At 70.9% G+C, this 13,548-nt stretch carries 15 protein-coding genes; 13 read left to right on the forward strand and 2 right to left on the reverse strand.

Translation table 11 applies throughout. The features are described from left to right. Positions 1–106 precede the first annotated feature (106 nt). On the forward strand, positions 107–730 hold the full coding sequence (gene cmk / locus J2S22_RS28165; protein ID WP_272777962.1) for a (d)CMP kinase: 624 nt from the start codon (positions 107–109) through the stop codon (positions 728–730). Between the two features lie 61 nt (positions 731–791). Here the strand turns inward: cmk and J2S22_RS28170 are convergent, their stop codons facing one another. Both J2S22_RS28170 and J2S22_RS28175 read right to left on the reverse strand, forming a co-directional pair. Next, positions 792–1,598: a transglutaminase-like domain-containing protein gene (locus tag J2S22_RS28170; RefSeq protein WP_272777963.1), complete on the reverse strand. Its 807-nt coding sequence runs from the start codon at positions 1,596–1,598 to the stop codon at positions 792–794. A gap of 109 nt (positions 1,599–1,707) precedes the next feature. Then, complete coding sequence (locus J2S22_RS28175; RefSeq protein ID WP_272777964.1) at positions 1,708–2,592, reverse strand: transglutaminase family protein; 885 nt, start codon at positions 2,590–2,592, stop codon at positions 1,708–1,710. Between the two features lie 508 nt (positions 2,593–3,100). Between J2S22_RS28175 and rpsA the strand changes: the two genes are divergently transcribed. From rpsA to J2S22_RS28235, 12 genes are all read left to right on the forward strand, one after another. Continuing rightward, positions 3,101–4,810 (forward strand): 30S ribosomal protein S1, encoded by a 1,710-nt coding sequence (gene rpsA / locus J2S22_RS28180; protein ID WP_272777965.1) that lies wholly within the window; start codon positions 3,101–3,103, stop codon positions 4,808–4,810. A 238-nt stretch (positions 4,811–5,048) separates the two neighbouring features. Beyond that, positions 5,049–6,038 (forward strand): signal peptide peptidase SppA, encoded by a 990-nt coding sequence (gene sppA / locus J2S22_RS28185; RefSeq protein ID WP_272777966.1) that lies wholly within the window; start codon positions 5,049–5,051, stop codon positions 6,036–6,038. A gap of 119 nt (positions 6,039–6,157) precedes the next feature. Next, a complete protein-coding gene (gene ihfB, locus J2S22_RS28190) occupies positions 6,158–6,454 on the forward strand; it encodes an integration host factor subunit beta (protein WP_272777967.1) in 297 nt (98 codons plus the stop codon). A 79-nt stretch (positions 6,455–6,533) separates the two neighbouring features. Continuing rightward, complete coding sequence (locus tag J2S22_RS28195) at positions 6,534–6,896, forward strand: lipopolysaccharide assembly protein LapA domain-containing protein (protein WP_272777968.1); 363 nt, start codon at positions 6,534–6,536, stop codon at positions 6,894–6,896. Between the two features lie 165 nt (positions 6,897–7,061). Beyond that, positions 7,062–7,355, forward strand: coding sequence for a hypothetical protein (locus J2S22_RS28200; RefSeq protein WP_272777969.1), 294 nt, complete (start codon positions 7,062–7,064; stop codon positions 7,353–7,355). Beyond that, on the forward strand, positions 7,352–7,717 hold the full coding sequence (locus tag J2S22_RS28205; RefSeq protein WP_272777970.1) for a HepT-like ribonuclease domain-containing protein: 366 nt from the start codon (positions 7,352–7,354) through the stop codon (positions 7,715–7,717). Before J2S22_RS28200 ends, J2S22_RS28205 begins: the two co-directional genes overlap by 4 nt. Then, on the forward strand, positions 7,714–8,397 hold the full coding sequence (locus tag J2S22_RS28210) for a phosphoribosylanthranilate isomerase (protein ID WP_272777971.1): 684 nt from the start codon (positions 7,714–7,716) through the stop codon (positions 8,395–8,397). Before J2S22_RS28205 ends, J2S22_RS28210 begins: the two co-directional genes overlap by 4 nt. Before the next feature lie 136 nt (positions 8,398–8,533). Continuing rightward, positions 8,534–9,754, forward strand: coding sequence for a tryptophan synthase subunit beta (gene trpB / locus J2S22_RS28215; protein ID WP_272777972.1), 1,221 nt, complete (start codon positions 8,534–8,536; stop codon positions 9,752–9,754). Further along, complete coding sequence (locus tag J2S22_RS28220; RefSeq protein ID WP_272777973.1) at positions 9,754–10,053, forward strand: virulence protein; 300 nt, start codon at positions 9,754–9,756, stop codon at positions 10,051–10,053. The genes trpB and J2S22_RS28220 overlap by 1 nt, the downstream gene beginning before the upstream one ends. Positions 10,054–10,055: 2 nt before the next feature. After that, a complete protein-coding gene (gene trpA, locus J2S22_RS28225) occupies positions 10,056–10,895 on the forward strand; it encodes a tryptophan synthase subunit alpha (RefSeq protein WP_272777974.1) in 840 nt (279 codons plus the stop codon). 21 nt (positions 10,896–10,916) lie between these two features. Next, the gene (gene accD / locus J2S22_RS28230; protein WP_272777978.1) at positions 10,917–11,840 is read left to right on the forward strand and encodes an acetyl-CoA carboxylase, carboxyltransferase subunit beta; all 924 of its coding nucleotides are present in this window, start codon (positions 10,917–10,919) and stop codon (positions 11,838–11,840) included. A 253-nt stretch (positions 11,841–12,093) separates the two neighbouring features. Further along, positions 12,094–13,416 (forward strand): bifunctional folylpolyglutamate synthase/dihydrofolate synthase, encoded by a 1,323-nt coding sequence (locus tag J2S22_RS28235; RefSeq protein WP_272840534.1) that lies wholly within the window; start codon positions 12,094–12,096, stop codon positions 13,414–13,416. The last annotated feature ends 132 nt before the right edge of the window (positions 13,417–13,548 follow it).

The raw sequence follows: 13,548 nt of genomic DNA on the forward strand, positions 1-13,548 counted from the left end.
GCGGGGGGATATTGCAGAACTGCGGCCGGCATGGAATAGCCTGCCGCCCCGAAGGGGTGCCGGGCCGCCCCCGACCGGCACGGTCCGCATGCAACGAACGACACCGATGATCATCGCCATCGACGGGCCGGCGGCCTCCGGCAAGGGCACGCTCGGCAAGCGCCTCGCCGCCCATTACGGGCTGCGCCATCTCGACACCGGGCTGTTGTACCGCGCCGTGGCGCATGCGGTGCTCGCCGCGGGCCACGCCGCGGACGACCGCGAGACGGCGGCGGCGGCCGCGCAGGCACTCGATCCGACCGGTTTCGACGAGGCGGTGCTGAAGAGCCAGGCGGTCGGCGAGGCCTCCTCGGTCGTCTCGGCCTTTCCGGAGGTGCGCGCCGCCCTGTTCAACTTCCAGCAGGAGTTCGCCGCGACGCCGCCCGGCGCCGTGCTCGACGGCCGCGACATCGGCACGGTGATCTGCCCGCACGCCGACGTGAAGATCTTCGTCACCGCCTCGCCCGAGGCGCGGGCGCATCGCCGCTGGCTGGAGTTCTCCGCCCGCGGCCTGCCGACCAGCGAGGCCGAGGTGCTGGCCGACATCCGCCGCCGGGACGAGCGCGACTCCGGCCGCGCCGTGGCGCCGCTGGTCGCCGCCGCCGATGCGCATGTGCTCGACACCACCGCGTTGGACGTGGATGCCGCCGTCGCCGCGGCGATCGCGCTGGTGGAGGGACGGCGGGGCTGACGAGCGTCGCCTGTTCCCTCTCCCCGCACGCGGGGCGAGGGGACCTCGGCGGTTCGGGGCTCTACTCCACCTCCTCGGTGATCACCGTGAAGTTGGCGAGGTCGGCGCGGCCGAACGAGGTGGAGATCGCCACGTCGGTGGCGTCGCGGCCGCGGGCGACCAGAATCCGGCCGATGCGCGGCACGTTGTGGCGGGCGTCGAACGTGTACCAGCGGCCGCCCAGATAGGCCTCGAACCACGCCGAGAAGTCCATCGGCTGCGGGTCCTCGGGGACGCCGATGTCGCCCAGATAGCCGGTGCAGTAGCGCGCCGGGATGTTCATGCAGCGGCAGAACGTGATGGCGAGATGGGCGAAGTCGCGGCACACGCCGCGCTGCTCGGCGTGGCCTTCGGCCGCCGTGCGGGTGGCGCGGGCGTGCGAGTAGCCGAAGGCGAGGTGGTCGTGGACGTAGTCGCAGATCGCCTGCACGCGGCCCCAGCCGGGCGGCGAGCCGGAAAACAGCGCCCACGCCTGCTCGGCCAGGTGCTCGGTGTCGCAGTAGCGGCTGCCGAGCAGGTAGATCAGCGTGTCGTCCGGCAGGTCCTGGACGGGAATCTGCGCCGCCTCGGGCGCGACCTCGTCGGGCGCGCCGCTGTCGTTCACCACGAAGTCCGCCGAGAAGCGCACCCGTCCGGCCGGGACGACGAGGCGGGTGCAGACATTGTCGAACTGGTCGCGGTACGTGCGCGGCTGGAGCGGTGGATCGAACGTCATCCGTTCCGGGGTGACGAGATCGCCGCGGCGGGACGGATGCACCGAGAGCAGAAGGACCATCGGGGTCGGCTGCGGGCAGTCGAAGGCGATGTCGTAGCCGGCACGGATTTTCACGCGGCAGGGTCTCCGGTTGCGGGGCGCGGTCGTCTCGACGTCGAAATGCAAGCGTCGAAATGCAAGCGAGGTGCCAAGCCCAGCGCCGCGGCGCGACGCAGTGCTCGGCTCACCCCGCTCCCGGGTCCTCCGAGGTCACATGGACCTCGACCGTCATGCCGAGCTCGTCGTCGGGGCTGCCGCGGAACGTGCCGGTGAGCGGCACCGCCTGGGAGGGCAGGCGAGCGACCGCCACCCGGATCAGGTCGCGGTTGCCGATGATCCCGTTGGTCGGGTCGAACTCCACCCAGCCGGCGCCCGGCAGGTAGACCTGGCACCAGGCGTGGGTCGAGCCGCCGCCGAGATGGCGGGTCGCGTCGCGGGTGGGAACGTAGAGATAGCCGGAGACGAAGCGCGCCGCGAAGCCCAGCGCCCGCACCGCCTCCATCATGAACAGGGCGAAGTCCCGGCAGGTTCCGCGGCCGAGCCGCAGCGTGGTGAGCGGGTCCTGGGTGCCGGATTCGGTGCGGCGGTTGTAGACGAAGCTCTCGCCGATGGCCGTCGTCAGCGTCATCAGCAGGCGGCCGGTCGGGGTCTCCTGGCCGAGGCCGAGGAAGCGGCGGGCCCAGCGCTCCAGCTCGCCGCCCGGGTCGGGGCACTGGCGGGCCATGTAGGGCGCGAGGTCGGGCCGCTCGTCCTCGGCATAGGAGAACGGGTAGGTCTTGGCGTAGTCCTCGCTCTGGAAGTCCACCGGATCGGGGAAGTGCTCGACCGAGATGCGGTTCTCGAACACCAGCTCTTCGGCCTCCGCGTCGAAGCGGGCGGTCGCCACGGCATTGCCGAACGGGTCGTGCACCCAGCGGATCGCGCTCGGGGTGGGGGTGATGCGCAGCGTCGCCCCGAGCAGCCGCTGGTCGTAGGAGTCGCGCGGCCGGAACATCATGCGGTGCTCGCCGAAGCCGACCGGCCGCCGGTACCGGTAGGTCGTGAGATGTCGCACCTCGAGGACGGTCATGGCTCGTGCAGTCTCGCCAGGGTTGCGGCAGCGGACAGGCCGGGCGCGCGACGGAGCGGCCGCGCCGCATGCGCCGCAGCACGTCGGCGCCTCAACTTAACGCGTTCCGGCGCGATTGCGACGCCTTGCTCCGACCCCGCCCGATACGATATAGACGCGGCAGTCCGGGCCGCCGACAACCTCGAAGCGCCCCGAGCGTGACGTCCCCCTGCCGACCTGTCCGGAGTCGCCCGCGCGTCCTCCCGGCATGGCCGGCCGGTGGCGTTGAACGGATCGTGTCCCGGTTCGGGATCGATCCGGCTCCCGCGGCACCTCCATGCTGCGGCACCCGGACCCAGCATGTCCCGACCGCTCGGTAGATCGGGCCGGCCCATGCCTTCCCGCTCCGTCCCTTATGGGAGAGGCGCGCGACGGCGTGGCAGCCGAAGGCTACGGGGCCTTCGGCCCGAGCGGTCAACACGGACATTTCGTCAACACCAGCCCGCCGGCTGTCCCGTCAGGAGACTTCATGGCTCAGACCGCTCACGCCACGCACGCCGCTCACGAAGACTTCGCGGCCATGCTCGAGGAGTCCTTCACCCAGGGCAACCTGCACGAAGGCACCGTCATCAAGGGAACCGTCGTCGCGATCGAGAAGGACCTCGCGGTCATCGACGTCGGGCTGAAGACCGAGGGGCGGGTGGCGCTCCGGGAGTTCATGGGTCCCGGACGGCAGAACGAGGTCAAGGTCGGCGACACCGTCGAGGTCTACCTGGAGCGCGTCGAGAACGCGCTCGGTGAGGCGGTCCTGTCGCGCGACAAGGCGCGCCGCGAGGAGAGCTGGGGCAAGCTCGAGCGCGCGTTCCAGAACAACGAGAAGGTCCAGGGCGTCATCTTCAACCAGGTCAAGGGCGGCTTCACGGTCGACCTCGACGGTGCCGTCGCCTTCCTGCCGCGCTCGCAGGTCGACATCCGTCCGATCCGCGACGTCACGCCGCTGATGAACGTCCCGCAGCAGTTCCAGATCCTCAAGATGGATCGCCGCCGCGGCAACATCGTGGTGTCGCGCCGCACCGTGCTGGAAGAGACCCGCGCCGAGCAGCGCCAGGAGCTCGTCCAGAACCTCGAAGAGGGGCAGGTGATCGACGGCGTGGTCAAGAACATCACCGACTACGGTGCGTTCGTCGACCTCGGCGGCATCGACGGCCTGCTGCACGTGACCGACATCGCCTGGCGGCGTGTGAACCACCCGTCCGAGGTCTTGAACATCGGCCAGCAGGTCAAGGTCAAGATCATCAAGATCAACCACGAGACCCACCGCATCTCGCTCGGCATGAAGCAGCTTCAGGCCGATCCGTGGCAGGGCATCGAGGCCAAGTATCCGGTCCACACGCGGCTCAACGGCCGCGTCACCAACATCACCGACTACGGCGCGTTCGTCGAGCTGGAGCCGGGGATCGAGGGCCTCATCCACGTCTCCGAGATGTCGTGGACCAAGAAGAACGTCCATCCGGGCAAGATCGTCTCCACCTCCCAGGAGGTCGAGGTGCAGGTGCTCGAGGTCGATCCGGTCAAGCGGCGCATCTCGCTCGGCCTCAAGCAGACCATGCGGAACCCGTGGGAGGTCTTCGTCGAGAAGTACCCGCCCGGCGCCGTGGTCGAGGGCGAGGTCAAGAACAAGACCGAGTTCGGCCTGTTCCTCGGCCTCGACGGCGACGTCGACGGCATGGTCCACCTCTCCGACCTGGACTGGAAGCGTCCGGGCGAGCAGGTGATCGAGGAGTTCAAGAAGGGCGACCACGTCCGCGCCCAGGTGCTCGACGTCGACGTCGAGAAGGAGCGCATCTCGCTCGGCATCAAGCAGCTCGAGGGCGACCCCTTCGCCGAGGCCGGCGACGTCCGCAAGGGCGCCGTGGTGACGGGCGAGGTGGTCGAGGTGAAGGAAGGCGGCATCGACGTGAAGATCGTCGGCACCGACCTGACCGCCTTCATCAAGCGCTCCGAGCTCGCCCGCGACCGCTCCGAGCAGCGCCCCGACCGCTTCGCGGTCGGCCAGAAGGTCGATGCCCGCGTCACCCAGTTCGACCGCAAGTCGCACAAGGTGCAGGTCTCGATCAAGGCGCTCGAGGTGGCCGAGGAGAAGGAGGCGATCGCCCAGTACGGCTCGTCCGACTCCGGCGCCACCCTCGGCGACATTCTCGGCACCGCGCTCAAGCGCGCCAACGAGAAGAAGGACTGACCGGCGACCGATCCGGCCCGGGGCGAGGCCCCGGGCCGCGCGGGGCGACGCCCCGACGACCGGCCCGATCAACGGACTGTTCAGGAACCGGCCGCGCGAGCGGCCGGTTTCGCCTTTTCGGCGCCCGGATTCGTGCATAATGGCGGGGCCGGGGATGCCGTGCCGGTCCGCGGGCCGGCCGCCGGCCGGGACCGGCGACGAGCCGCCCGGCCGCATGGACCGACCAGGAAGGACCCGAATGTCGCTCGACGCCGATGCTCTCGTCGACCGCCGCCGGATGCGGCGCAAGCTCACCTTCTGGCGAGTCCTCGCCGTGCTGGTCGCGGTGGCCGGCGTCGTCGCCGTGGCCACCGCCCTGCGCGGGCGCGCCGATCTCGGCTTCGGCGGGCCCGGCTCGGCCCAGATCGCCCGGGTCAGCATCAAGGGGGTGATCCGCAACGACCAGGACCGGGTCGAGGCGCTGGAGCGGCTGGCCAAGTCGCGCGCCGCCCGGGCCGTGATCGTCCACATCGACAGCCCCGGCGGCACCACGGCGGGCTCCGAGCAGCTCCACACGGCGCTGCGCAAGGTCGCCGAGACCAAGCCGACCGTCGTCGTCGTCGACGGCATGGCCGCCTCGGGCGGCTACATCGCCGCCATGGCGGCCGACCACATCGTCGCCCAGGGGAACTCGATCGTCGGCTCGATCGGCGTGCTGTTCCAGTACCCCAACGTCGCCGACCTGATGAAGACGATCGGGATCAAGCTGGAGGAGGTGAAGTCGTCGCCCCTCAAGGCGGCGCCCAACGGCTTCGAGCCGACCAGCCCGGAGGCGCGCGCCGCGATCGCCGCCCTGGTCGCCGATTCCTACGACTGGTTCCGTGGCATGGTGAAGGAGCGCCGCGGCATCGACGGCGAGCTGCTCGCCCGGGTCACGGACGGCCGGGTGTTCACCGGCCGGCAGGGGGTCGAGCTCAAGCTGGTCGACGCCATCGGCACCGAGGAGACGGCGGTCGCCTGGCTCGCCAAGCAGAAGGGCATCGATCCCAAGCTGCCGGTGCGCGACTGGAAGCTCGAGGCGCGCCTCGGCGACCTCTCCTTCCTGCATCTCGGCAGCACGGCGCTGGCCGAGGCGGTCGGCCTCGGGCCGCTCGCCCGGGCCCTGGTGGGCACCGGGACAATCCAATCTTTTGAACGCCTTAGTCTTGACGGTCTGCTGGCGCTTTGGCACCCTGCGGCGTCGGACTGAGCGGCGGCTCGACAGCCGGGCGGACCGGTGTCGCCGTCGGGCTCCCGTGCAGGGGCATCGTCGGTGGACGCCGATGCCGGTGCTCTCCTGATCTCGTCGCTGATCGGCGGAAACGGCAGATGATCAAATCGGAACTCGTCCAGCGCATCGCGGCGCAGAACCCGCATCTCTACCAGCGGGACGTGGAAAACATCGTCAATGCCATCCTCAACGAGATCACGGCGGCGCTCGCCCGCGGCGATCGCGTCGAGCTGCGCGGCTTCGGCGCCTTCTCGGTGAAGGAGCGGCCGGCCCGCACGGGCCGCAACCCGCGCACCGGCCAGCACGTCGAGGTCGACCAGAAATGCGTGCCGTTCTTCAAGACCGGCAAGGAGATGCGCGAGCGGCTGAACCGTCCGGAGCCGCCGCAGGCGTGAGGCCGGCCGGTCCGCGTCCCTGTCGCGACCGTTCCGTTCCGAATTGAGCGACCCTGCTTCGAACGAAAGTGATTTCGACATGATCCGCAAGATTCTCGCCGTCGTCGTCCTGGTTCCCCTGGCGATCGCGCTGGTGGCGCTCGCCCTGGTCAACCGCCACGCCGTGCCGATCTCGCTGGACGCCTTCAACCCGGGCGACCTCAGCCACGCCGTGCAGGTGCCGCTGTTCGTGCTGGTGATCGGCCTCGTCGCCTTCGGGGTGCTGGTCGGCGGCATCGCCACCTGGCTCGGCCAGGGCCGCTGGCGCCGCGCCGCCCGCCGCGCCGAATGGGAGCTCGGCTCCGCCCGCGCCGAGATCGCCGAGCTCAAGCAGCGCGTCGCCGACGCCGAGGACGAAGGCCGCCGCTGGCCGCCCCGCGCCCTCCAGCGCCCGGCCGCCTGAGGCGACAGGCCCGATCGGCACCGTCCGGCGGCCCGTTCTCACGGTCGCGAACACCCGCTTGCGGCCGTACGCGGGCGACCACACCTCTGTCGTGACCGACGGCGACGGCTCGTCACCGGCGAATTGCCGTTCGGCAGGGTGTTCGCTGACGGCGGAGGTGGTGCCATGAACGCCCCGGACATCAACCGTTCGATCCTGCGCATGCATGTCGCGGCGATCGAGGCGAAGCACCCGCTGAAGATCCTCGGGCTGCTGCCGCGCGGGAGCATCGGCCACGCCTTCGCCGACAATGCTCTGGAGTTTCTCGCCGAGAAACGGCCCGGCCTCGATCTGCTCGGCCTGGCGCAGGCCGAGGTCGATCTGGCCGAGCTGCTCGGGCGTCCGGTCGGGATCGTTCTCGTCAGCGGCCTGAAGGGCAGGGAGGCCGTGGACTTTCCGCGGCTCGTGGAGCCCCTATGAGCCCAGAGGAAAGCCGCACCGACCTCGATCGGCTGCAAGACGCCCGCGACTATGCCCTGTCCACGTGGAACGATGCGGGCGGGATCGACGCCGAAGTCCTCGCGGGCGCCAGGCAGCCGCTCCATGCGGCCCTGTCCGATCTGGTCGTCGTCGGGGAGGCCCTGAACAAGGTCTCCGCCGAGGCGAAGACGGCAGCACCCGACATTCCCTGGCAGGCGATCGTGGGCCTGCGGAACGTCACCGTGCACTCCTACTGGCAGATCGACCTGGAGCTCGTCGCCGATGTCCTCGCCAACCGAATCGATCCGCTCGTGGCCAGCCTGGACAGGCTGATCACTTTGGTCCAACGCCCATCGCCATGACCCTCCTGATCAAGATCTGCGGCCTGACGACCCCCGAGGCGCTCGACGCGGCGATCGGGGCGGGCGCCGACCTGGCGGGCTTCGTGGTGTTCCCGCCGTCGCCCCGGCATGTCGATCTCGCCCTCGGCCGCGCGCTGACGGCGCAGGCGAAAGGGCGGCTGCAGCGGGTCGCCCTCACGGTCGACGCCGACGACGCGCTGCTCGCCGACATCGTCGCGGCGCTCGATCCCGACATGCTGCAGCTCCACGGCCGGGAGACCCCGGAGCGGGTCGCCGCCGTGCGGGCGCGGTTCGGCCGTCCCGTCGTCAAGGCGCTGGCCATCGCCGAGGCCGCGGATCTCGCCCGGGTGCCGGCCTATGCGGCGGTCGCCGACCGGATCCTGTTCGATGCCCGACCGCCCAAGGGGGCGACCCGGCCGGGCGGGCTCGGCCAGGCGTTCGACTGGACCCTGCTGCAGGGGCTCGACCCCGGCCTGCCCTACATGCTGTCCGGCGGCCTCGACCCGGCCAATGTCGGCGAGGCGCTGCGCGTCACCGGGGCGCCGGCCGTCGACGTCTCCTCCGGGGTCGAGCGGGCGCCCGGCGAGAAGGATCCGGGCCGGATCGTGGACTTCGTCCGGGCCGCCCGTGCGGCCGCCGCCCCGGCGGGGCCGGGCCGCGCGGCTTTGCCTCTCCCCTGACGCCCGGCTTGGTGCTAGCAAGGGGCCGACCGTGACGGCCCCGTGACCTGTCGCGGGCGACGGCGGTCTCGCGCGGTGCGCGGACGCCCGAGCCCGGCAGCCGGCCGTCCCCAACCGAGTTTCCGCCAGGACCCGCATGAGCATCCAGCAGAAGCCCAATTCGTTCCGCACCGGGCCCGACGAGCGCGGCCATTTCGGCCTCTATGGCGGCCGTTTCGTCGCCGAGACCCTGATGCCGCTGGTGCTCGAGCTGGAGGCCGCCTATGCGGAGGCCAAGGCCGATCCGGCGTTCAGGCGCGTCATGGACGGCCATCTCGCCACCTATGTGGGCCGGCCCTCGCCGCTCTACCTCGCCGAGCGCCTGACCGCGCATCTCGGCGGGGCGAAGATCTACCTCAAGCGCGAGGACCTCAACCACACCGGCGCCCACAAGGTGAACAACGTGCTCGGCCAGATCATGCTGGCGGTGCGCATGGGCAAGCGGCGGATCATCGCCGAGACCGGCGCCGGCATGCACGGCGTCGCCACCGCGACCCTGTGCGCCAAGTTCGGGCTCGACTGCATCGTCTACATGGGCGCCGTCGACATCGACCGGCAGCAGCCGAACGTCCTGCGCATGAAGGCGCTCGGCGCCGAGGTGCGGCCCGTCACGTCGGGCTCGTCGACCCTCAAGGACGCCATGAACGAGGCGCTGCGCGACTGGGTCACCAATGTCGCCGACACGTTCTACTGCATCGGCACGGTGGCGGGCCCGCACCCCTATCCGATGATGGTGCGCGACTTCCAGTCGATCATCGGCATCGAGGCGAAGGCGCAGATGCAGGAGGCCGAGGGCCGCCTGCCGGATTCGCTCGTCGCCTGCATCGGCGGCGGCTCCAACGCCATGGGCCTGTTCCATCCGTTCCTGGACGACGCCTCGGTCGAGATCTACGGGGTCGAGGCGGCCGGCCACGGTGTCATGACCGGCAAGCACGCCGCCTCGATCAGCGGCGGTCGTCCGGGCGTCCTGCACGGCAACCGCACCTATCTGCTGATGGATGCCGACGGGCAGATCGACGAGGCGCATTCGATCTCGGCCGGCCTCGACTATCCGGGCGTCGGGCCCGAGCACGCCTGGCTCGCCGACATCGGCCGGGTGCAGTACCTCTCCGCCACCGACGACGAGGCGCTCGACGCCTTCAAGCTGTGCTCGCGCCTCGAGGGCATCATCCCGGCGCTGGAGCCGGCCCACGCCCTCGCCAAGGCGATCGCGCTGGCCCCGCAGAAGCCGAAGGACCACCTGATGGTGATCAACCTCTCCGGCCGCGGCGACAAGGACCTGGACGCCGTCGCCCGGCATCTGGGGGGGACGTTCTGATGTACGCCATCGCGTTCGATCTCGACGTCAACGTTCTGCGGAAGGCGTACGGTGATCCGTACAACAACGCGCATTTCGAGGTTCGGCGCGAGCTCGAGTCCATCGGGTTCAAATGGACTCAGGGCAGCGTCTATCTCCACGACGGCGAGTCGACCCTGACGGCCGTCTACAAGGCGATCGATACGCTGCGCGCGATCGACTGGTTCCGTCAGTCCGTACGGGACATCCGGGCGTTCAAGGTGGAGGACTGGTCCGACTTCACGAGCGTCGTCCGCGGCAGCAACGGGGGACCGCACTGATCATGACCACCCGCATCGACACCCGTTTCGCCGCGCTGAAGCGCGAGGGCCGGGCCGGGCTCGTGACCTTCGTCACGGCCGGCGATCCCGATCCGCAGACGTCGCTCGCCATCCTGAAGGCGCTGCCGGCGGCCGGCGCCGACGTGATCGAGCTCGGCATGCCGTTCTCCGATCCGATGTCGGACGGGCCGACCATCCAGGCGTCGTCGCAGCGCGCCCTCGCGCAGCACCAGACGCTGCCGAAGACGCTCGACCTGGTGCGCGCGTTTCGCGCGCACGACGACGCGACCCCGATCGTGCTGATGGGCTACTTCAACCCGATCTACGTCTACGGCGTCGAGCGCTTCCTCGCCGACGCCAGGGCCGCCGGCGTCGACGGGCTGATCGTGGTGGATCTGCCGCCCGAGGAGGACGACGAGCTGTGCGTGCCGGCCGTGAAGGCCGGGATCAACTTCGTCCGTCTCGTCACGCCGACCACCGACGCCAAGCGGATGCCGGCCGTGCTCGCCAACACGTCGGGCTTCCTCTACTACGTCTCGATCACCGGCGTGACCGGCACGGCCAAGCCCGACTTCGCGGCGGTCGGCCGCGCCGTCGCCGCCATCAAGGCGAGGACGCCGCTGCCCGTCGCGGTCGGCTTCGGCGTGCGCACCGCCGACGATGCCGCTGCGATCGCGCAGGGGGCCGACGCCGTGGTGGTCGGCTCGGCGCTGGTCGCCGCCATAAGGTCCTCGCTCGATCAGAACGACGCCGCGACGGGAGCGACCGTCGAGGCCGCCGCCGGCCTCGTGCGGCAGCTCGCCGGCGGCGTGCGCAGCGCGCGGCGTCCGGCCGCGGAGTAAGGTGCCATGGACATCACCTCGATGAACTGGATCTCGAACGTCGTCCGTCCGAAGATCCGCAATTTCCTCAACCGCCGCGAGGTGCCGGAGAATCTCTGGATCAAGTGCCCGGAGACCGGCCAGCTCGTCTTCTACAAGGACGTCGAGGCGAACCAGTTCGTCATTCCCGGCTCGAACTATCACATGCGCATGGGCGCGACCGCGCGCCTCAAGTCGATGTTCGACGGCGAGACCTGGTTCGACGTCGGCGTGCCGCCGGTGCCGATCGATCCGCTCAAGTTCCGCGACGCGCGCCGCTACACCGACCGCCTCAAGGACGCCCGCGCCAAGACCGGCCTGACCGACGCCGTGAAGCTCGGCTACGGCAAGCTGGAGGGCCAGCCGGTCGTCATCGGCGTCCAGGAGTTCGACTTCATGGGCGGGTCGCTCGGCATGGCGGCCGGCGAGGCGATCATCGCCGGCATCGAGACCGCGATCGACAAGCAGACGCCGTTCGTCCTGTTCGTCTCCTCGGGCGGCGCCCGCATGCAGGAGGGCATCCTGTCGCTGATGCAGATGCCGCGCACCACGGTCGCGGTGCAGAGGCTGCGCGAGGCGCGGAAGCCCTACGTCGTCGTGCTGACCAATCCGACCACCGGCGGCGTCACGGCGTCCTACGCGATGCTCGGCGACGTCCACATCGCCGAGCCGGGCGCGCTGATCGGCTTCGCCGGCCCGCGCGTCATCGAGCAGACGATCCGCGAGCGGCTGCCCGACGGCTTCCAGAAGTCCGAGTATCTGAAGGCGCACGGCATGGTCGACATGGTGGTGCACCGCCACGAGCTCCGCGCCACCGTCGCCCGGATCTGCCGGCTGCTGACCAAGCAGCCGGCGCCGGAGCCGCCCACCAACCTGCCGGCCGTCGCCCCGCCGGAGCCGGTCCCCGCGCCCGAGCCGGCGACGTGATCAGGTCGTTCGGGCAGATGCACGACGTCGTCATGGCCGGGCTCGTCCCGGCCATCCGTGTCTTGGCACGAGCCCGCGATGGGCTCCGCTTCACCTCTCCCCTGCGGGGAGAGGTCGGATCTCGCGCATCGGCGCGAGATCCGGGTGAGGGGGGGCCGAGCTCTCCCATCAGCGCCGTAAACCCTCGCCCCGGCGCGCTCCGCGCGCCGACCCCCTCCCTCAGGGAGAGGGTCTCGGCGCCCGCAGCGTCGTCATGACTCTTCCCGCCCCCGTCGACGCCATCCTGGCGCGGCTGCTCGCGCTGCATCCGCGCCGCATCGATCTCACGCTCGACCGCATCTGGCGGCTGCTCGCCGCACTCGATCATCCGGAGCGGCGGCTGCCGCCCGTGATCCACGTCGCCGGCACCAACGGCAAGGGCTCCACCATCGCCTTCATGCGCGCCATGCTGGAGGCGGCCGGCCGGCGCGTGCACGTCTACACCTCGCCGAACCTGGTGCGGCTCGCCGAGCGGTTCCGCCTCGCCCGCGCCGGCGGCGGCGAGCTGGTCTCCGACCAGGAGCTGGCCGAGGTCCTCGCGCATTGCGAGGAGCGCAACGGCGGCGCCCCCATCACGGTGTTCGAGATCGAGACCGCGGCGGCGTTCGTGCTGTTCGCCCGTCACCCGGCCGACGTGCTGCTGCTCGAGGTCGGCCTCGGCGGGCGGCTCGACGCCACCAACGTGGTCGCCCATCCGCTGGCGAGCGTGGTGACGCCGGTGTCGATGGACCACGTCGAGTTCCTCGGCGACACGCTCGCGAAGATCGCGGTCGAGAAGGCCGGCATCTTCAAGCGTGGCGTGCCGGCCGTGATCGCCCGCCAGATCGACGTCGCCCGCGACGTGCTGGTCGAGCGCGCCGAGGCGATCGGCGCCGTGCCGATGGTCGCCGGGCAAGAGTGGATGGCGGCCGAGGAGCGCGGTCGCCTCGTCTATCAGGACAGCGACGGCCTGCTCGACCTGCCGGCCCCGCGCCTGTTCGGCCGCCATCAGTTCGACAATGCCGGCACGGCGATCGCGGCGCTGCGGGCCGCCGGCCTCGGCCTGCCGGTCGCCGCCTACGAGCAGGGGCTGATCAAGGCCGAGTGGCCGGCCCGCATGCAGCGCCTCGCGGCCGGTGCGCTGGTCGCCCTCGCGCCGGCGGGCAGCGAGCTGTGGCTCGACGGCGGCCACAATGCCGACGGCGGCCGCGCCGTCGCGGCGGCGCTCGGCGACCTGGAGGAGCGCGTCTCGCGCCCGCTGGTGCTGATCGTCGGCATGCTGTCCACCAAGGACGCCGTCGGCTTCCTGCAGAACTTCCTCGGGCTGGCGCTGCGGCTGATCGCCGTGCCGATCCACCAGGACAAGGGCCTGCCGGCCGAGGACGTCGCCGCGACGGCCCGCGGCCTCGGCCTGCCGGCCGACGCCTGCCGGTCGCTCGACGAGGCGCTCGCCCGCGTCGGCGCCCTCGACCTCGAGCCTCCGCCCCGCATCCTGATCACCGGCTCGCTCTATCTGGCCGGCGAGGTCCTGTCGGCGAACGGCACGCCGCCGCGCTGAGGCGGCTCATGCCGCATTCGGTTGATCAGTTGGGGTGGTCATTCCGGGGCGGCGCGCAGCGCCGAACCCGGCGACTGTCTTGAATGTCAAGCGTGCGAGTATGCGACGTCGGCTTTGACGAGGCCGTTGGCG

Origin of the sequence: Rhodoplanes tepidamans (assembly GCF_030813915.1) — a bacterium.
Lineage (GTDB): Bacteria > Pseudomonadota > Alphaproteobacteria > Rhizobiales > Xanthobacteraceae > Rhodoplanes > Rhodoplanes tepidamans.